The sequence below is a fragment of the Avibacterium sp. 21-599 genome (assembly GCF_026226765.1).
GTDB lineage: Bacteria > Pseudomonadota > Gammaproteobacteria > Enterobacterales > Pasteurellaceae > Avibacterium.
Genome location: NZ_JAKKOB010000002.1, coordinates 22,260 through 40,755 on the forward strand (window position 1 = coordinate 22,260; position 18,496 = coordinate 40,755).

Genomic DNA, 18,496 nt, shown 5'->3' on the forward strand with positions numbered 1-18,496 from the left:
AACATCAATCAACCAATCTGTGTGAACATTCGTCTTCTCTTCGGTAAGGAGGTGATCCAACCGCAGGTTCCCCTACGGTTACCTTGTTACGACTTCACCCCAGTCATGAATCATACCGTGGTAAACGCCCCCCTCTCGGTTAAGCTATCTACTTCTGGTACAACCCACTCCCATGGTGTGACGGGCGGTGTGTACAAGGCCCGGGAACGTATTCACCGCGACATTCTGATTCGCGATTACTAGCGATTCCGACTTCATGGAGTCGAGTTGCAGACTCCAATCCGGACTTAGATGCACTTTCTGAGATTCGCTCACCCTCGCAGGCTCGCTTCCCTCTGTATGCACCATTGTAGCACGTGTGTAGCCCTACTCGTAAGGGCCATGATGACTTGACGTCATCCCCACCTTCCTCCAGTTTATCACTGGCAGTCTCCTTTGAGTTCCCATCTCTACATGCTGGCAACAAAGGATAAGGGTTGCGCTCGTTGCGGGACTTAACCCAACATTTCACAACACGAGCTGACGACAGCCATGCAGCACCTGTCTCAAAGTTCCCGAAGGCACAGTCTTATCTCTAAGACCTTCTTTGGATGTCAAGAGTAGGTAAGGTTCTTCGCGTTGCATCGAATTAAACCACATGCTCCACCGCTTGTGCGGGCCCCCGTCAATTCATTTGAGTTTTAACCTTGCGGCCGTACTCCCCAGACGGTCGATTTATCACGTTAGCTACGGGCGCCAAGCTCAAAGCCCAACCCCCAAATCGACAGCGTTTACAGCGTGGACTACCAGGGTATCTAATCCTGTTTGCTCCCCACGCTTTCGCACATGAGCGTCAGTATCTCCCCAAGGGGCTGCCTTCGCCTTCGGTATTCCTCCACATCTCTACGCATTTCACCGCTACACGTGGAATTCTACCCCTCCCTAGAGTACTCTAGTAAACCAGTCTGAAATGCAATTCCCAAGTTAAGCTCGGGGATTTCACATCTCACTTAATTTACCGCCTGCGTGCCCTTTACGCCCAGTTATTCCGATTAACGCTCGCACCCTCCGTATTACCGCGGCTGCTGGCACGGAGTTAGCCGGTGCTTCTTCTGTGACTAACGTCAAATCAACGTGCTATTAACACGTCCACCTTCCTCATCACCGAAAGAACTTTACAACCCGAAGGCCTTCTTCATTCACGCGGCATGGCTGCGTCAGGGTTCCCCCATTGCGCAATATTCCCCACTGCTGCCTCCCGTAGGAGTCTGGGCCGTGTCTCAGTCCCAGTGTGGCTGGTCATCCTCTCAGACCAGCTAGAGATCGCAGGCTTGGTAGGCCTTTACCCCACCAACTACCTAATCCCACTTGGGCTCACCTTATGGCTAGTGGCCTTGCGGTCCCACTACTTTAATCCTCAGATATTACGCGGTGTTAGCCATCGTTTCCAATAGTTATCCCCCTCCATAAAACAGATTCCCAAGCATTACTCACCCGTCCGCCACTCGTCAGCATCGAAAGCAAGCTTTCAACCCGTTACCGTTCGACTTGCATGTGTTAAGCCTGCCGCCAGCGTTCAATCTGAGCCATGATCAAACTCTTCAGTTTAATCTCGCTCAATGAATACATAACGTTATATTCTTTTTGAATTTCAAGTTAAGCATCATTGATTTCTAAATTTTAAATCTTTTTGAAAATCAACGAATGCCCACACAGATTGTCTGATTGATTGTTAAAGAGCAAAAAAGAACGACGCGATTTGTATCATCTTTAGTTCTACAACGTCGCGTCGTTGTGTGCGGCGTATTATAGACATCTCGAAAATCTTTGCAAGTCTTTTTTTACAAATTTTTACAAAAAATTTTAAAAATATTGCAAGTGATTATTTAGAAAACAAAGTGCGGTGAAAAAACTTACATTTTTGTTTATATTCCACCGTAATACAGCAAATATTAATCCTTAATAGGATCAATCGCTCTCATTCCTTCTTTAGCAAGGGCTGCATTTAACGCCTCTAAAGCTTTTTCTTTTTCCTCTTGTGTAAGCATCATTGCGTGCTTTCTTAAAGAAGCCGCTTTTAGATTCCAGAAGAAGTGCAAATTAACACTGAATCCTGCTTTTTTAAGCGTTATATAGCAGTATTCAGCGCCCGCCTTTAAAAAATCATCAAAAGAACGAATCCCAATTTTATTTAAAAGGCGCTCGTGTCTAACAGATAAGTTCACTCGACCTCGAATTAAATCGACCTTTGCCATTTCTTTCTGATTTCTACCTTCTTCTATTTGCTCAATTGACCATAGAATCAGAGATTTATATAAATCTTTATTTTCTCTAACTTTATCAGGAAGAAGATAAAAATTTATACCGCAAGAAACCGGCTTTTCAGAATGTTCCATATAAGGTATTGCGCCTTGGCTCTCCAAATATTGCGCTAATTTCCCAACAGCTCTTAGATAAAAGCAATTATCTTGGAATAAACCAAACATTGATTTTGCCTGAAAAATTCCATAGCTATTAAACACGCCTTTCGCAGACACTTCCCCAATAAGTTCACTGAGTTCTTTTCTAATTTCAAATGTTAGAGTGCTAGTAATACTCATCATACATCTCCTCGCATTTCGGTTAATTATTAAAGTGGCTAAAGTTATATCACATAAAATGTCTCTTTTTGATGAATATTTTCAACTAATTATCATTTTTGCGACACTGATCGTAAATTTACAATGCAACCGCCCTCTAAGCAAAGAAAACACGCTAGAATAGTTCTCTTTTATAGAAATTTATTTTCGTAAAATATTCTACTCAATATTAAGTAATCACGATCATATTAGCTAATTAATGAACAAAAAAATGCTCTCACGAATTGAGAGCATTTTTCTTATCACAATAACGCCAAAACCTGTTCAGGAATGATTTTGGGTGCAGGAATAAAAATTTGTTTATGGCGGTTGAGTTCGCCTTTTTCGATAATAATACTGCTTTTGGGGACTTTAAACATTTTGCTTAGGAATTTAACCAAATATGCGTTGGCTTGCCCATCAATGGGCGGAGCGGTAAGGGTAATTTTTAGCTCGTTGTCGTGTAAGCCAACAAGTTGGTCTTTACTTGCTTTCGGTTGCAGAAAAATCCGCAACCGAATTCCTTTCTCTGTTTGTTCGACGGCATTCATTAAGCAAGTTGCCATAAGATAGGGGCAATATCGTACATAACACGGTTGGCATAAAATAACAAAAATGCCAACAACATTGGGGAAAAATCAATCATTCCTGTATTCGGTAAAATACGGCGAATAGGATTAAGCAAAGGCTCAGTCAGCTGATAAAGGGTATATTGCAATGGATTTTGCCCACGATTAAACCAGCTCAAAATGGCTTGGATAAATAACACATAAATCACCGCTTCCCCGAGTGTGCGTAAGGTATGTAACAAGCCAATAAAAAGATAAGCTTGTGGGCTTGCCGCAAGCTCTACTGACCCCAATAAATCAATCAAAGGGTATTTTATTGTACCTAAAATAATACATGGCACTAATGCTGCGGTATTTAATCCTTTAACCGTAGGAAGAAATTTTTGTAAAGGCGCAACCACTGGCTGCGTAAATTTGACTAAGGTTTGCGAAAAAGGATTATAAAAATCCACACGGCTATATTGAAACCAAGTGCGTAAAATTAAGACAAAACTAAACACATTAATTAATGTATAAACTAAAAATTGAAGGGAATTTAAACCCATTATTTCCTCCTTAAAAATTATAACCAGCCTTTACGTTTAAAATAAATATAAGGCGTAAGCGCGGCGACGATCATTAAGCCAATTGCCATTGGATAGCCATATTTTAAATGCAATTCTGGCATAAATTCAAAATTCATTCCATAAGTTGATGCGACAAGTGTTGCAGGTAAAAACATTACCGAAACAACTGAGAAGAATTTCATAATCTTATTCTGTTCAATATTGATATAACCCATTGCCGCTTGCATTAAGAAATTCACTTTTTGGAATAAGGATTCATTATGCGGTTGAAGAGATTCAATATCGCGTAAAATATCACGCGCCTGTTCTAATTGATTGGCGGGCAAACGTGTTTTGCGCACTAAAAAGCTCAATGCACGTTGCGTATCCATCAAACATAAACGCACTTTGGAACTAGCATCTTCTTGTTCCGTTAAGGTTGCCAATGCCTCATCAAACGCCTCACCTTGTTTTCCCTCTAAGATAACACGGCTTAATTTTTCTAAATCCGCATAGACGTTTTCAATAACATCAGCAAGTTGCTCGATTTTTGTCTCAAATAAATCTAATAACACTTCATAAGCATTACATTCAATTAAACGCTGGCTACGTGAACGCATTCGATATAAACGGAAAGCAGGAAGTTCACGATCACGTAGGGTGAATAAGCGTCCATCACGCAAGGTGAACGCCACGCTAGCCAAGTCAGCGTAATCATTTTCATCTTCACAATAGAAAAACGAGTGCAAATGCAAGCCATCTTCATCTTCAAAAAAACGTGCTGATGCCTCAATGTCTTCCAATTCGAGGAAGGATGCCAAACTTTGTCCTAAACCTTGTTGCAACATTTCACGTTCTTCGCCTGAGGGTTCGAGTAAATCAATCCAAATGGCGGCATTAAGATTTTCATCACCGTCATCTAGTCGAATTAAACGTGCATTTTCTAGTGCAAAAGCATTAATCATTTTGTCATACTCCTTGGGGGATTATGAACAAACCCGATGAACAAAAGAAAACCAAATAATCAACACAAAAGTGCGGTACAAAATTTTTGATTATTTAATTAAAGATACCTAATAATTGAGGTAATGAAACTTACCTGCGAAATCTCGCCGATAAGTGAAGGACGAGATTTAGATCAACGATAAATTGGGTATCGACTATGACTGTCCAAAGTGTGTGTCCTCTTGTTGCTAAATCGTGCGGAATGTTACGCTTCAATGGCGTATTCGTCAAGGGGATATGTAGGAAAAGAACGAGATCAAAGTGCGGTGAAAAAATGAAGAATTTTCCACCGCACTTGAAAGAAAGGCTATTTCACCACCGTAATCGTCCATTTCGCATCGCCAATTTGATCGAAATGGATCACGTCATAACCTTCCTCAGCTGCCCAGTTGGGTATCGCCTCTGTGGCTTGAGTACAATCAAATTCAATTTCAATGCCATCACCAGCATTTAATTTTGCCATTGCCGCTTTGGCCTCTTCCAATGGAAATGGACAAACCAACCCTGCTGTTTCTAATTTTACGATCATCTTAATCTCCTTCTCTGTCAATGATGCTTATGCTGAGGCGTTCACCAGCGCCAATTTACGTGGGCGAATAAATAAAATGTGTGCCATTGTCCATACGCCCAAAATGGTGAAAGCAAGGGCAATCCAACCTTTAGAACTCATCACCGCCGTCGCTGTTAAACCATTACCAATAGTACAACCACCCGCTAGTGATGCACCAACGCCCATCGAAAATCCACCTAGCACACTGTGATAAAGTGTTTTAGTATCGGGCAAGCGCCATCTAAACTCACGGCTTCCTTTTGCAGCAAGATAAGAACCGATAAAAATACCCATCACTAAAAACACGCCCCAATTTAACCGCTTTTCATCACCCGTTACTAAAAAATGAATCAGGTTTGCAGAAGGCGTGGTGATCCCCAATCCACCCGCTCGCCCCGTGCTTTCACTCGCTGGCCAAGCGACCAACGCAATAATGCCAATTGCTACCGCGGCAACAAAGGGATGATAACGCTTTTCAAAGAGCCAATGGCGTAACCCTTGGTATTTTTGCGGTAAGGTTGCCACTTTATTTTTAGGAGGTTTACTTAACGTGCGCGAGATGCCAAATACCACCGCGATCGCCAATAACCCCACTAACCACCAAACAGAAATCCCCAATTGAGCCGCAAGGTTATCATTCATTCTAGTATAGCGGGTGACACTGTTTTTAAACGCCACTAACACCCCATATTTCATCATTGCCGCGCTCAGCATATACATTGCCAACGCTAGCCAGCTTCCGATTAACCCTTCGCCTGCACGATACCACGTCCCCGTAGCACAACCACTAGCAAGCACAATGCCAATACCAAATAGGTAAGATCCCAAAACCGTGCCTAGCAAAGAAAAATCTTCGTAAGGCGATGAAACATAACCTAGCTCTACAAGCGTCAGCACCCCCACGCTTTGAATTAAAATCGCCAGTAAAAAGGCATAAAACATTTTGTTATTTTTCGCCGTGTACATATCACGAAAACCACCCGTCATACAAAAACGCGTACGCTGCAATACAAAGCCAAAAATAACACCGAGAATTCCTCCCGAAAAAATCGTCCAAAGCATAAACTTCTCCTCTCATTTCTTTATTAAGCGCAGGTATTATGCGAGAAATTTTTTATGGCTAGCCAATAATTAATTGAGAAGAGATATTTCTTTTAGTTATAAAGAATAGATTAGTAAATGTTGCTGATAACAAAGAGAATGGAGAAAACGCAATTGGGCAAAAGAAAAGTGGAAATAGAAAGAAAAAATAAAAAAATTTATACCGCACTTAGCATTATAAAAATCCCGCCAGAAAGCGGGATTAATTGGGCTATTATTTTGCTGGATATTCCCACCAAATATCAAACAGTTTGCTAATTTCAATTTGCTGTAATCCATTAGTTTCTAACCAGTTTTTCACTAACTCGCGGTGATTTTCATCACATTTTCCAATTTTTTCTAAACAGACTAAACCTTCCCAATGTAAATAACCACTACCTTCATAAGCTAAACCATTTGGGCGAATCACTTCGTTGATAAAACGATCAACGACCTTGTCAATTGTATCAATTGGCGTATTTTCAGGAAATTGCCAGTTTACTAAAAAGCCTAATTCTTGAAATTCGGCAAGGTGCATTTTTTTGCGTTGTCTTCTGTTACGTTGAATTGCCATTGTTTTCTCCTCGTATTATTTGAGTGATATTATTCAGTTTTAATAAAATATAAATCCCATACACCGTGACCTAAGCGGTGACCGCGCTGTTCAAACTTCGTCAGCGGACGGCTTTCTGGGCGTGGAATATAATCATTGATGACAGACGTATTGTGTAACTGCGGATGATTTTGCAGCACATCTAACATTTGTTCTGCATAGTTTTCCCAGTCTGTTGCCATATGAATAAAGCCTTGACTAACAAGCTTTTGGCAAACTGTTTGCACAAAATTTGGCTGTACGATACGGCGTTTGTGATGCTTAGCTTTATGCCAAGGATCAGGGAAAAAGAGCTGTAAACCAGCAAGGCTACTGTCTGCAATGCAATCGCGTAAAATTTCTGTGGCATCGTGGCAAATAACACGTAAATTTTTCACGTTTTTTTCCACCGCATAAGCAATGCAAGCCCCCACGCCGGGAGTATGCACTTCAATACCGAGATAATTTTTATCTGGATGTTGTTCCGCCATTTCAACAAGGGATTTTCCCATCCCAAAGCCAATTTCTAAAATAACTGGCTTATCATTGCCATAAATATTTTTAAAATCAAAAGGTTCTGTTTGATGTGCTAAACCATAAGTTGGCCAATTCGCATTCATCATATTACGTTGAAAATCACTTAATCGTCCTGTACGCAATACAAAACTACGCACTTTACGTTTGTAGCGTCCATCTGCGGTAAATTCAGCGGTTTCAACGGTTTTGCGTTTTTGATCCGCAAAGCTGGTTTGTTGTTCTGTCATTAAAAATCTACTACTCAATATCGTTTACAAAATGAGCTAATCTCATTTTTACGAGGGCTATTCTATGTTTTAGGGCAAAATCGCGCAAGGAAAAAGTGCGGTCGGAATATTATGCAAATTTTAATGTTGCCCCTATAAAAAATTGGGCGACTTTTGCCGCCCAATCCCGTTATTTAGTATTTGATTTGTTGTTTCACAAATTCGACTAATTGATCTTTGTTGATCATCTGTTTTTCACCTGTTCGGCGATTTTTGTATTCTATTTCACCATTTTGCAGGTTTTTCTCACCAATTACTAACATATGCGGTACACCAATGAGTTCCATATCTGCAAACATTACACCCGGGCGTTCTTTACGATCATCAAAAATCACTTCAATTCCTTCAGCAAGTAAAGTGCGGTACAAATTTTCTGCAAATTCTTGCACGCTTTCTGATTTGTGCATATTCATTGGGACGATAGCAACGGTAAACGGTGCAATGGCATCTGTTGGCCAAATAATGCCACGCTCATCGTGGCTTTGTTCAATCGCTGCGGCAACCACACGGCTCACGCCAATGCCGTAACAGCCCATAATCATCGTTTGTGGGCGACCATCTTCGCCTTGTACAGTGGCTTTCATTGCTTCAGAATATTTTGTACCCAGTTGGAAAATATGCCCTACTTCAATACCACGTTTGATTAATAATGACCCTTTACCATCTGGGCTAGGATCACCTTCTACTACATTGCGCAAATCTGCAATTTCTGGCATTGGCACATCACGTTCCCAGTTGATATTAAAATAATGTTTACCATCAATATTTGCGCCAGCTGAGAAATCACTCATTAATGCCACACTACGATCAATAATGGCTGGGATCGGTAAATTTACAGGCCCAAGAGAACCAACACTTGCACCAATTTTCGCTTTAATGTCAGCTTCATCAGCAAATTCGAGAGGATCAGCCACTTGTGCTAATTTTTGTGCTTTGATTTCGTTCAAGTTGTGATCGCCACGGATGATTAACGCAATCAATGGTTGAGCGTCATTTGCACCTTTGACAATGAGCGTTTTCACTGTTTTTTCTATTGGCACATTAAATTGCTCAACAAGCTCATTGATTGTTTTGGCATTAGGCGTGTCAATTAATTCCATTGCTAATGTTGGAACGGCTCGTTCACCTTGAGCGACTGCTTCTGCGAGTTCAATATTCGCTGCAAAATCAGATTCTGTGGAAAACACGATATCATCTTCGCCACTTTGTGCTAGCACTTGGAATTCGTGCGAGGCACTCCCACCGATAGAACCCGTATCCGCCTGAACAGCACGAAAATCTAAACCTAAACGGGTAAAAATGTTGCTGTAAGTTTGGTACATCACCTCATAGGTTTCTTGCAGACTTTCTTTTGTTGTGTGGAAAGAATAGGCATCTTTCATTAAAAATTCGCGGCCGCGCATTACCCCAAAACGTGGACGCACTTCATCACGGAATTTGGTTTGAATTTGGTATAAATTAAGCGGAAGTTGTTTATAAGAACTCACTTCACGGCGAACTAAATCCGTAATCACTTCTTCGTGGGTTGGGCCGAGGACGAAATCACGTTGCCCACGATCCTGAAAGCGTAATAATTCTGGGCCATATTGTTCCCAACGTTGGGATTCTTGCCATAATTCAGCGGGTTGAACAACGGGCATTTCTACTTCAATTGCACCACTTTTATTCATTTCTTCACGTACAATATTTTCCACTTTTTTGAGTACGCGCAACCCTGTTGGTAGCCAGTTATAAAGCCCTGAGGCTAAAGGGCGTACCATTCCAGCACGTAGCATTAATTGATGGCTTACCACCTGTGCATCATTTGGGGTTTCTTTTAAAGTAGCAAATAAATATCGACTCGCTCGCATTGTTGTTTCCTATATTCATTATTTAAGAAAAAATTGGCGTTAGTTTATCATTGAGTGAGGTTCACTCAAAGAAGAAAGGGCTATTTGTGCAAATATTTTGTAGAAAAGAAAAGGCGCTGAGTCAATCTTATTTCTTTCAGTAAAAATCATCTTCCCCCGCACCGACTAAATCAGCAAATTCTTCACGTTGAAAACCGTGTGAAAGCATATAACGCCAGATTTTTTGTTTCGTTTTAAAATCTTGTTGTTGGGCGTACTGAGGGAATTTTTTGCGTAAAACAGTCTGTGCAATCTCAGGCCAATTAATCTCCGTTTCAGCAAGGACATCATTTAACGTTTCTGATGAAATCCCTTTTAATTGAGTAAGCTCTTGCTTAATGCGGTTTAATCCATAGCCTTTTTGTGATCGGTAATGTAAATAATTTTCTGTAAAACGGCGATCACTTTGCCAATTTTTTTCCTGACAAAAAGCCAAAGCCTGTTCAATTTCCTCTTCACTGAAGGCTTTTTCTTGCATTTTACAACGTAATTCATATTCGCTATATTCACGACGAGCAAGTAAGTTCACCACATAATTTAACGCCAATGAAGTCATTTTTCCTCGCTTTTATAGGTCAATTATATTTAGAAAAAGTGCGGTCAAAAATTACCGCACTTTTTTAATATTACTTAATCGAAAGGTTTAAAATTCAGAATCTATTTCTGCCATCTCTGCATTTTGATCGGCTTCAATATCTGCAATGAGTGATTTATCTGGATTAGCTAAAAGCTCTTCACGTAATTTATTTTCTAACTCTTGAGCTTGTTCAGGGTGTTCTGCTAACCATTTCATCGCATTCGCTTTGCCTTGACCAATTTTTTCACCGTTATAAGAGAACCAAGCGCCCGCTTTATCAACTAATTTGTGTTTTACACCTAATTCAATTAATTCACCGTTGCGTGAAATTCCTTCACCATAAAGGATTTGGAAATCCACTTGACGGAATGGTGGCGCGACTTTATTTTTCACCACTTTGACACGCGTTTCATTACCGATGATTTCATCACCATCTTTTACTGCACCTACTCGACGAATATCTAGACGCACAGAAGAATAGAATTTTAATGCGTTACCACCCGTAGTGGTTTCTGGGTTACCAAACATTACACCAATTTTCATACGAATTTGGTTGATAAAAATCACCAAACAGTTTGAGTTTTTGATTTGCCCCGTTAGTTTACGCAAAGCTTGCGACATTAAGCGCGCTTGTAAACCAACGTGTGCATCGCCCATATCTCCTTCAATTTCTGCTTTTGGTGTAAGTGCAGCGACAGAGTCCACAATCACCACTTCAATCGCACCAGAACGAACCAAGGCATCACAAATTTCTAATGCTTCTTCACCATTATCTGGTTGAGAAACGAGCAATTCTTTTACATCAACCCCAAGTTTTGCCGCATAGATAGGATCTAACGCGTGTTCTGCATCAATGAAAGCACAGGTCTTACCCAATTTTTGTGCTTGTGCAATAACGGAAAGGGTTAATGTGGTTTTTCCTGAAGATTCTGGCCCATAAATTTCTACGATACGCCCCATTGGCAAACCACCAATACCTAAGGCAATGTCTAAACTAAGTGAGCCAGTAGAAATAGATTCAATATCTAATTCTTGGGTTTCACCCAATTTCATAATAGACCCTTTACCAAATTGCTTTTCAATTTGACCAAGTGCGGCCGCAAGCGCTTTTTGTTTTTCTTCTTGAGTGGTAATTTGTGGTTTCTCGCTTTTTTTCGCTTTCTCTTCTTTAGCCATTTTGCTTATCCTTATAAATTCATCATCAGAATTGCTGCATAATATAGCTGTATTGATATACAGTATCAAGTAAAATTTTGATCTTTTTTCTATTTTGTGAGGTGTATTCCAAATAAGACTTTTTATGCAGCAGCCTAATGAGGTTAAAGGTATAAAAAAATAAAGCGAATTAATTGCTAGCAGTAAAATAATTCGTACAGTATCAAATAAGAAAAATTCCGTTATAATTTGCCCAAATTGAAAATAACAGATTGAGTAAACCTGATGACTAATTTTGAACAACACACCCCAATGATGCAGCAATATTTACGCTTAAAAGCGGAAAACCCAGAGATTTTGTTGTTTTACCGAATGGGGGATTTTTATGAATTATTTTATGATGATGCTAAAAAAGCGGCGGCATTGTTGGACATTTCCTTAACTAAACGTGGGCAGTCAGCAGGGCAACCGATTCCAATGGCAGGCGTACCCTATCACGCGGTGGAAGGTTATTTAGCAAAATTAGTTCAACTGGGCGAAAGTGTGGCGATTTGTGAGCAAGTTGGCGATCCTATCACAGCAAAAGGCCCGGTAGAACGTCAAATTGTACGCATTGTTACCCCCGGAACAATCAGTGATGAAGCATTATTACCTGAACGTCAGGATAATCTGATTGCCGCTGTTTATCAGGAAAAAGACAAGTTTGGTTTGGCAACATTAGATATGACCTCAGGACGTTTTCAGTTAAGTGAGCCAGCGAGTAAAGAGAGCTTACAAGCAGAATTACAACGTATTCAACCTGTTGAACTCTTATATTGTGAAGATTTTGAGGCGTTTCACTTAATTGAAAATATGAAAGGCTTACGCCGTCGCCCTGTTTGGGAATTTGAATTAAAAACCGCAATTGAACAACTCAATCGTCAATTTGGTACGCAAGATTTGCGCGCGTTTGGCGTAGAAAAAGCGGTGCTTGGACTTTGTGCAGCGGGCTGTTTATTACAATATGCAAAAGAGACCCAACGAACCGCGTTACCTCATATTCAAAGTCTGAGTTTACTGCAAAATACCGATAATATTCAGTTAGATGCCGCAACAAGACGAAACCTAGAGCTTACGCAAAATCTTGCTGGTGGCACAGAACATACATTAGCTTCTGTATTAGATAAATGCGTAACACCAATGGGCAGTCGTTTGTTGAAGCGTTGGATTCACCAACCCATTCGGGATCGTGAAAAATTAACCTTACGCCAACAAACCATTAGCCAAATTTTACAGCAAGATTTAATCGCAGAATTTCAACCGCACTTACAACAAGTCGGGGATATGGAACGTATTTTAGCACGCGTGGCATTGCGTTCAGCACGACCAAGAGATCTCACTCGTTTACGTACGGCATTGGCACAAATTCCCGCCATTCAACATTATCTTAATCAACAAAACTGTCCGCAATTTACTGCATTTTCTCAACAGATTGCCGACTTTTCACCACAATTAGATTTATTAGAACGCGCGATTATTGAAAATCCGCCTTTATTAATTCGCGATGGTGGCGTCATTGCGGAAGGATTTAATGCGGAGCTTGATGAATGGCGCGCCCTTTCTGACGGTGCAACCCGTTATTTGGAAGAACTGGAACAACGAGAACGAGAAACTACCGGGATTGATAGCCTGAAAATTGGCTTTAATGCCGTACACGGCTACTATATTCAAATTCCGCAAGGGCAAGCACACAAAGCCCCCATTCATTATGTACGCCGTCAAACTTTAAAAAATGCGGAACGTTACATTATTCCTGAATTAAAAACCTATGAAGATAAAGTCCTGAAAGCAAAAGGGGCTTCCCTTGCTCTGGAAAAGCAACTTTATGAGCAAATTTTTGATGAATTATTACCGCACTTAGGTGCATTGCAGTTGGCGAGCCTTGCCTTAGCAGAGCTAGATGTGCTCACCAACTTGGCTGAGAGAGCGGAAACCCTAAACTATGTTGCCCCCACTTTTAGTGATGAAATCGGCGTGAATATCGAAAATGGTCGCCACCCAGTGGTGGAGCAGGTATCAAAAAGCCCTTTTATTGCAAACCCAGTAAATCTGAGTGCTAATCGCCATTTATTGATCATAACAGGGCCGAATATGGGGGGAAAAAGTACCTATATGCGTCAAACCGCATTGATTGCATTAATGGCTTATATAGGCTCTTTCGTGCCAGCAGAAAGTGCAGTGATTGGACCGCTTGACCGCATTTTCACGCGTATTGGTGCTTCAGATGATCTTGCATCAGGGCGTTCAACCTTTATGGTTGAAATGACAGAAATGGCAAATATTTTGCACCAAGCCACCGCAAACAGCTTAGTACTGATTGATGAAATTGGACGCGGCACATCCACCTATGATGGACTTTCTCTTGCGTGGGCTTGTGCGGAATGGCTGGCACAAAAAGTCCGTTCACTCACCTTATTTGCCACCCATTATTTTGAGCTTACCGTCTTGCCTGAGCAGTTAAAAGGGATCGCCAATGTGCATTTAGATGCGGTGGAACATAACGACACCATCGCCTTTATGCACGCAGTGCAAGAAGGCGCAGCAAGTAAAAGTTACGGCTTAGCAGTGGCTGCACTGGCAGGTGTTCCCAAAGCAGTAATAAAATTAGCGAAGCAAAAATTAACCCAATTAGAAAAATTATCAGAAAATACACCGCACTTAACCAATCCGATAAATCAGCAATTACAAGGCGAATTGCATTTGATAGACGAAGAGGAAAATCAAAGTGCGGTGCTAAAAATGTTAGAAAATCTCGATCCTGATGAAATGACACCAAAACAAGCCTTAGCCTATTTGTATCAATTAAAGAAAATGGTCTAATACACATTTCGCTAGCGCAGCATCGCCACAAGAAAAAGAAAGGGGCGTTCTTCCACGCCCCTGATTTAAATGCTTAAACTTAAACGCCGTACCTATTTTTGCTCATCGCCTTAGCAGGTTGCAAGCCTCGGCAAAAAAGAAAAATTAATGATTTTTATGGCTGGTGCTATACAGAATTTTATCGGTATAAGCCATTGCGATGGCAGAAACCAAAAAGCCTAAATGGAGCAATAATTGCCACTTCATCGTTTCTTCTGGCATATTTGCTGCATTGACGAAAGTTTGTAGCATATGAATAGAGGAAATACTGATAATTGACATAGAAAGTTTTACTTTCAACACGGAAGCATTAACGTGGCTTAGCCATTCAGGCTCATCAGGATGCCCATCTGTGTGTAGCTTAGAAACGAAAATTTCATAACCGCCCACGATCACCATAACCAACAAATTCGCAATCATTACCACATCAATTAAATTTAACACGGAAAGCATAATGGCGTTGGAATCTAGCTCTTGCAGATTTGAGATAAGTTCCCATAGCGATTTCATAAATTTATAGGCATAAATCCCTTGTACGACAATTAAGCCAAGATAAATGGGTAATTGTAACCAGCGGCTAGCAAAAATAATTTGGCTAAATATGACGGGGGTTCTATATTTTACCGATTCTTTTGATGTCATAGATTGATGTTCCATCTGTGTTTACTCTTCGTTCCTTCATCATTTTATGTGGGCGATGAAATTACCTGTTTTTTACCAAAATATCAATGATTTTCGGGTTTAATCTGATCCGCTGAAATTGCGCTGAGTTTCGCTAAATCGAGATCATTGTGTAATAGCTCAACCTGTGGCATCACTTTGTTAGCTTTGGCAGAGAAATCTTTAAATCGCTCAATTTTTCCCGCTAAACCTTGTTGCCCAGCAAAGGCGGTAATGGCGTGATTATAATGCCCGCTTACCGTTGCCAAGCTATTTCCCAATTTAGCAAGACGTTCCGCCACCAAGCACATTTGATTATAAATATCCCCCGCCTTACCACTGATTTCTCGTGCTTCCGCATTACCTCGTTCAATCCGCCATAAATTTGCGACGGTGCGTAAAATCGGCATTAAGGTGGTGTGAGAAACTAAAATGACGTTTTTTTCATAAGCATAATTAAACAAATTGCTATCCTGTTTCATTGCCTCAATGTAAGCTGGCTCAACCGCAATAAACATCAGCACAAAATTAGGGCTATGCACGCCAATTAAATTGCTGTAATCCTTGCGTGATAGCTCATCAATATGATTTTTGATCGCCTTGTGGTGTTCACGCAAAAATTGCTGTTGGCTTTGCTCATTGTCCGCACTCACCGCATTTTCATAGGCAACAAGGGACATTTTGCTATCAATAATCAAATGTTTGTTATCGGGTAAATACACCACAAAATCAGGATAATTCGATTTGCCTTCTGCATTGCGGAAATGATCTTGTGCTTTATAGTGATCATTTTCTACCAAGCCCGCTAATTGCAAGGCGCGTTCAAGCTGAATTTCCCCCCAATTGCCTAGCGTTTTCTTTTCCCCTTTTAAGGCGGAAGTGAGATTATTCGCCTCTTGCGACATCGTAAGTCCCACGTCTAATACTTTTTTAATTTCACTTTCAAGAGTGGCATTGCCCTTTAAGGATTCCGAGTGAATTTCATTTACGCGTTTTTGGAAACCTTCAATTTGCTCACGGAATGGCTTTAACAACGCATCAAGGCTAGCTTGATTGGTTTGATCGAACTTTTGGCTCTTTTCTTCCAAAATACGATTCGCCAAATTTTGAAACTCAACACTGAGTTGCTGTTTTGTTTGAACAAAATCTTCCTGTTGTTGAGTAAAATGTTTTTCTTTTTCCGCTAACGTGGTTTTGAGTTCGGTAAATTGTTGTAAAAGTGCGGTGGATTTTTCGTTTAAATCGGCATACTCCTGCTGCTTGCTTTTTAATTCTGCACGACTTTGATTTAACTGATGTTGTAAGCTATGCACTTGTGCAGTGGCGATACCAAATTGTTCTTTAAGGCTTGTGATTTTCTCTGCAATATTTCCGTGGCGAGCTTGTTCTTCGTCCAATTCTTGTTGTAAATATTGGATTTTTTCATCACGTTCATTCAGCCGTGTTTGCAAGCCTTCCGCGCGTGTTTGCGCTTTCACACTGTCTTGTTCAAGCTGGTAACGCAGTTGCGACAAGGTTTCATACTTTTCCAATAACAGGTTAAAATCATTGACGTTTTTATTCAGTTCTTGGGCAAGTTGTTGCTTATCTCGTTGATATTTAGTGCTAATAAAAAACAGCACCAAGGATAAAATAAGCAATAGGAGGGTTATACCAAGCCATTGAGATTGTGTAAATTCGATCATTATTTTTCCTAAAAATTAACAAAATTTTCCCCGCGCTTTTTTCTTCGTTCAAATTAAGATCAACAATGAAACAAAGTGCGGTAGATTTTTCAGATGAAATCTTTGCAGAACTATAATAAAGTATAATGCAATTTTTGTTTAATCAGCGGAAAAAATGTCAAAACAACCTCAACTTTATCTTGCCTCGCAAAGCCCTCGCCGTTTACAACTGTTACAACAGTTGGGGCTGGAAGTGGAAATCTTTAATGCGGATATTGATGAAACCCCAAGTGCCGATGAACTGCCTGCGGATTATGTACGCAGAATGGCGCAAGAGAAAAATCACGCCGCACGCCAACAACTTGAAAAACGTGCCAATTTTGTACCGCACTTACCTATTTTATCCGCAGATACTAGCGTGGTTTGCGATGGGGAAATTTTAGGCAAGCCACAAGATGAAGCCCAAGCGGTACAAATGCTGAGCTTGCTTTCAGGTAAAACGCACCAAGTGCTAACTGCTGTGTGTGTCAGTTTGCCTAATCAAATCCATAGCCTTGTACAAACGAGCCAAGTTACCTTTAGCCCATTGACTAAGCAAGATATTTTGGCTTATATCGCCACTGGTGAGCCAATGGATAAAGCGGGGGCTTATGGGATTCAAGGGCTAGGTGGACTATTTATTTCGCGTATTGATGGCAGTTTTAGCGGTGTGATGGGGTTGCCCGTGTTTGAAACCGCCCAATTGCTTCGCCAAGTTGGGATAAGTTTATTCGCATCAAGTGAGAAATGTGATGAGTAAAAGCCTATTTCAAGCCAGCAAACACGACGAACATTGCCCACAATGTGGTTCGCTATTACAAATTAAAAAAGGCAAAAAAGGGTTATTTTTAGGTTGCAGTGCCTACCCACAATGCGATTTTATCAAGCCTTTACACCCCACTCACGAAATAAAAGTCTTGAAAGAATTAGCCCAACATTGTCCAAAGTGCGGTCATTTTTTACAATTAAAACAAGGGCAATTTGGTATGTTCATCGGGTGTAGTGATTATCCACAATGTGATTATATCGTTCACGAAGAGCTTGAACCCGAACAAGAGCATCTGCCTTGTCCTGCTTGTGGAAAAGGTAACCTTGTGCCACGACGCGGACGCCAAGGCAAGGTGTTTTATGGCTGTAATCAGTTTCCAAAATGTAAATTTACCCTTGCCAGCCAACCCTATGCAGTGCCTTGTCCTCAATGTGGTTATCCGATAAGTACGCTAAAAAAAGAAGAAAAAACCGACCGCACTTTGCGTCGCATTTGGTTATGTGCCAACAAAGCGTGTCGTCATCAATTTGAAACAGACAATGAATAACGAACAGAATATCGCTCAACTCGTTGAGCTATTAAAACAAAATGAAATCATCGCTTACCCCACTGAAGCGGTGTTTGGCTTGGGCTGTAATCCTCTCAGTGAAAGTGCGGTGCAAAAATTATTGCTTTTAAAACAGCGCCCTGTGGAAAAAGGGTTGATTTTAATCGCACCGCAGTTAGATTTTCTGTTGCCTTTTATTGATGAACATAAGCTTAATGAAACGCACTGGCAACGCTTGAATGCCCATTATGATCACCCGACCACGTGGGTGGTACCGGCAAAGCCAACAACACCGAAATTTCTCACGGGACAATTTTCTACCATTGCCGTTCGTATTAGCGATCACCCTGCGGTAAAACAGCTCTGCGAACAAGCGGGCTTTGCACTCACCTCCACCAGTGCCAATTTAACCGGCTTACCGCCTTGTCGCACCTATCAAGCCGTGAAAGCCCAATTTGGCGAACACTTTCCTGTGTTAGAAATGGTGGTGGGAAACGCAACAAACCCTTCAGAAATACGCGATCTGTTTACACAACAACTTTTTCGTCAAGGTTAAT

17 protein-coding genes and 1 rRNA gene are annotated in these 18,496 nt (G+C 40.9%); 4 read left to right on the top strand and 14 right to left on the bottom strand.

Annotated elements, in window-relative coordinates; translation table 11 throughout:
- Window positions 1–44 precede the first annotated feature (44 nt).
- The 12 genes from L5B83_RS10045 to recA all read right to left on the bottom strand — a co-directional run bounded on the left by L5B83_RS10045 (window position 45) and on the right by recA (window position 11,341).
- Window positions 45–1,587 (bottom strand): 16S ribosomal RNA (locus tag L5B83_RS10045).
- Window positions 1,588–1,931: 344 nt separating this feature from the next.
- Window positions 1,932–2,582: a TfoX/Sxy family DNA transformation protein gene (locus L5B83_RS10050; protein ID WP_250351207.1), complete on the bottom strand. Its 651-nt coding sequence runs from the start codon at window positions 2,580–2,582 to the stop codon at window positions 1,932–1,934.
- Window positions 2,583–2,860: 278 nt separating this feature from the next.
- Complete coding sequence (yggU, locus tag L5B83_RS10055) at window positions 2,861–3,148, bottom strand: DUF167 family protein YggU (RefSeq protein ID WP_265778692.1); 288 nt, start codon at window positions 3,146–3,148, stop codon at window positions 2,861–2,863.
- Window positions 3,148–3,711, bottom strand: coding sequence for a YggT family protein (locus L5B83_RS10060; RefSeq protein WP_265778427.1), 564 nt, complete (start codon window positions 3,709–3,711; stop codon window positions 3,148–3,150). The genes yggU and L5B83_RS10060 overlap by 1 nt, the downstream gene beginning before the upstream one ends.
- 17 nt (window positions 3,712–3,728) lie before the next feature.
- The gene (gene corA, locus L5B83_RS10065) at window positions 3,729–4,676 is read right to left on the bottom strand and encodes a magnesium/cobalt transporter CorA (RefSeq protein WP_250351295.1); all 948 of its coding nucleotides are present in this window, start codon (window positions 4,674–4,676) and stop codon (window positions 3,729–3,731) included.
- 347 nt (window positions 4,677–5,023) lie between these two features.
- A complete protein-coding gene (locus tag L5B83_RS10070) occupies window positions 5,024–5,245 on the bottom strand; it encodes a sulfurtransferase TusA family protein (RefSeq protein WP_265778428.1) in 222 nt (73 codons plus the stop codon).
- A 27-nt stretch (window positions 5,246–5,272) separates the two neighbouring features.
- On the bottom strand, window positions 5,273–6,328 hold the full coding sequence (locus tag L5B83_RS10075; protein ID WP_265778430.1) for a YeeE/YedE family protein: 1,056 nt from the start codon (window positions 6,326–6,328) through the stop codon (window positions 5,273–5,275).
- 253 nt (window positions 6,329–6,581) lie between these two features.
- Window positions 6,582–6,920, bottom strand: a complete 339-nt coding sequence (locus L5B83_RS10080) for a YggL family protein (RefSeq protein WP_265778431.1) — start codon at window positions 6,918–6,920, stop codon at window positions 6,582–6,584.
- Window positions 6,921–6,949: 29 nt separating this feature from the next.
- Window positions 6,950–7,702 carry a tRNA (guanosine(46)-N7)-methyltransferase TrmB gene (trmB, locus tag L5B83_RS10085; protein WP_265778432.1) on the bottom strand — a complete coding sequence of 251 codons (753 nt, stop codon included), beginning with the start codon at window positions 7,700–7,702 and terminating at the stop codon, window positions 6,950–6,952.
- A gap of 173 nt (window positions 7,703–7,875) precedes the next feature.
- Complete coding sequence (gene proS, locus L5B83_RS10090) at window positions 7,876–9,591, bottom strand: proline--tRNA ligase (protein WP_250363822.1); 1,716 nt, start codon at window positions 9,589–9,591, stop codon at window positions 7,876–7,878.
- 136 nt (window positions 9,592–9,727) lie between these two features.
- Entirely contained in the window at window positions 9,728–10,186 is a 459-nt protein-coding gene (gene recX, locus L5B83_RS10095) for a recombination regulator RecX (protein WP_265778433.1), read from the bottom strand.
- A gap of 87 nt (window positions 10,187–10,273) precedes the next feature.
- On the bottom strand, window positions 10,274–11,341 hold the full coding sequence (recA, locus tag L5B83_RS10100) for a recombinase RecA (RefSeq protein WP_265762564.1): 1,068 nt from the start codon (window positions 11,339–11,341) through the stop codon (window positions 10,274–10,276).
- A gap of 306 nt (window positions 11,342–11,647) precedes the next feature.
- Between recA and mutS the strand changes: the two genes are divergently transcribed.
- The gene (gene mutS / locus L5B83_RS10105; protein ID WP_265778434.1) at window positions 11,648–14,221 is read left to right on the top strand and encodes a DNA mismatch repair protein MutS; all 2,574 of its coding nucleotides are present in this window, start codon (window positions 11,648–11,650) and stop codon (window positions 14,219–14,221) included.
- Between the two features lie 144 nt (window positions 14,222–14,365).
- On the opposite strand, the gene L5B83_RS10110 is transcribed toward mutS, so the two are convergent.
- Both L5B83_RS10110 and rmuC read right to left on the bottom strand, forming a co-directional pair.
- Window positions 14,366–14,917, bottom strand: coding sequence for a TIGR00645 family protein (locus L5B83_RS10110; RefSeq protein ID WP_250351261.1), 552 nt, complete (start codon window positions 14,915–14,917; stop codon window positions 14,366–14,368).
- A 68-nt stretch (window positions 14,918–14,985) separates the two neighbouring features.
- On the bottom strand, window positions 14,986–16,605 hold the full coding sequence (rmuC, locus tag L5B83_RS10115) for a DNA recombination protein RmuC (RefSeq protein ID WP_265778435.1): 1,620 nt from the start codon (window positions 16,603–16,605) through the stop codon (window positions 14,986–14,988).
- A 154-nt stretch (window positions 16,606–16,759) separates the two neighbouring features.
- On the opposite strand from rmuC, the gene L5B83_RS10120 reads away from it, so the two are divergent.
- From L5B83_RS10120 to L5B83_RS10130, 3 genes are read left to right on the top strand one after another with little or no spacing between them, the layout of a single operon-like run.
- Window positions 16,760–17,383, top strand: coding sequence for a Maf family protein (locus L5B83_RS10120; RefSeq protein ID WP_265778436.1), 624 nt, complete (start codon window positions 16,760–16,762; stop codon window positions 17,381–17,383).
- On the top strand, window positions 17,376–17,939 hold the full coding sequence (locus L5B83_RS10125; RefSeq protein WP_265778437.1) for a DNA topoisomerase family protein: 564 nt from the start codon (window positions 17,376–17,378) through the stop codon (window positions 17,937–17,939). Before L5B83_RS10120 ends, L5B83_RS10125 begins: the two co-directional genes overlap by 8 nt.
- Window positions 17,932–18,495, top strand: a complete 564-nt coding sequence (locus L5B83_RS10130; protein ID WP_265778438.1) for a Sua5/YciO/YrdC/YwlC family protein — start codon at window positions 17,932–17,934, stop codon at window positions 18,493–18,495. Before L5B83_RS10125 ends, L5B83_RS10130 begins: the two co-directional genes overlap by 8 nt.
- Window position 18,496: the final 1 nt, after the last annotated feature.

What these genes read in the sequence shown, in the direction of transcription:
- L5B83_RS10130 (WP_265778438.1), top strand. Translation starts at nt 17,932, where the DNA reads ATGAATAACGAACAGAATATCGCTCAACTCGTTGAGCTATTAAAACAA.
- L5B83_RS10075 (WP_265778430.1), bottom strand. Translation starts at nt 6,328, where the DNA reads ATGCTTTGGACGATTTTTTCGGGAGGAATTCTCGGTGTTATTTTTGGC.
- L5B83_RS10080 (WP_265778431.1), bottom strand. Translation starts at nt 6,920, where the DNA reads ATGGCAATTCAACGTAACAGAAGACAACGCAAAAAAATGCACCTTGCC.
- L5B83_RS10120 (WP_265778436.1), top strand. Translation starts at nt 16,760, where the DNA reads ATGTCAAAACAACCTCAACTTTATCTTGCCTCGCAAAGCCCTCGCCGT.
- L5B83_RS10125 (WP_265778437.1), top strand. Translation starts at nt 17,376, where the DNA reads ATGAGTAAAAGCCTATTTCAAGCCAGCAAACACGACGAACATTGCCCA.
- L5B83_RS10070 (WP_265778428.1), bottom strand. Translation starts at nt 5,245, where the DNA reads ATGATCGTAAAATTAGAAACAGCAGGGTTGGTTTGTCCATTTCCATTG.
- yggU (WP_265778692.1), bottom strand. Translation starts at nt 3,148, where the DNA reads ATGAATGCCGTCGAACAAACAGAGAAAGGAATTCGGTTGCGGATTTTT.
- L5B83_RS10060 (WP_265778427.1), bottom strand. Translation starts at nt 3,711, where the DNA reads ATGGGTTTAAATTCCCTTCAATTTTTAGTTTATACATTAATTAATGTG.
- corA (WP_250351295.1), bottom strand. Translation starts at nt 4,676, where the DNA reads ATGATTAATGCTTTTGCACTAGAAAATGCACGTTTAATTCGACTAGAT.
- rmuC (WP_265778435.1), bottom strand. Translation starts at nt 16,605, where the DNA reads ATGATCGAATTTACACAATCTCAATGGCTTGGTATAACCCTCCTATTG.
- proS (WP_250363822.1), bottom strand. Translation starts at nt 9,591, where the DNA reads ATGCGAGCGAGTCGATATTTATTTGCTACTTTAAAAGAAACCCCAAAT.
- mutS (WP_265778434.1), top strand. Translation starts at nt 11,648, where the DNA reads ATGACTAATTTTGAACAACACACCCCAATGATGCAGCAATATTTACGC.
- recX (WP_265778433.1), bottom strand. Translation starts at nt 10,186, where the DNA reads ATGACTTCATTGGCGTTAAATTATGTGGTGAACTTACTTGCTCGTCGT.
- trmB (WP_265778432.1), bottom strand. Translation starts at nt 7,702, where the DNA reads ATGACAGAACAACAAACCAGCTTTGCGGATCAAAAACGCAAAACCGTT.
- L5B83_RS10110 (WP_250351261.1), bottom strand. Translation starts at nt 14,917, where the DNA reads ATGGAACATCAATCTATGACATCAAAAGAATCGGTAAAATATAGAACC.
- L5B83_RS10050 (WP_250351207.1), bottom strand. Translation starts at nt 2,582, where the DNA reads ATGATGAGTATTACTAGCACTCTAACATTTGAAATTAGAAAAGAACTC.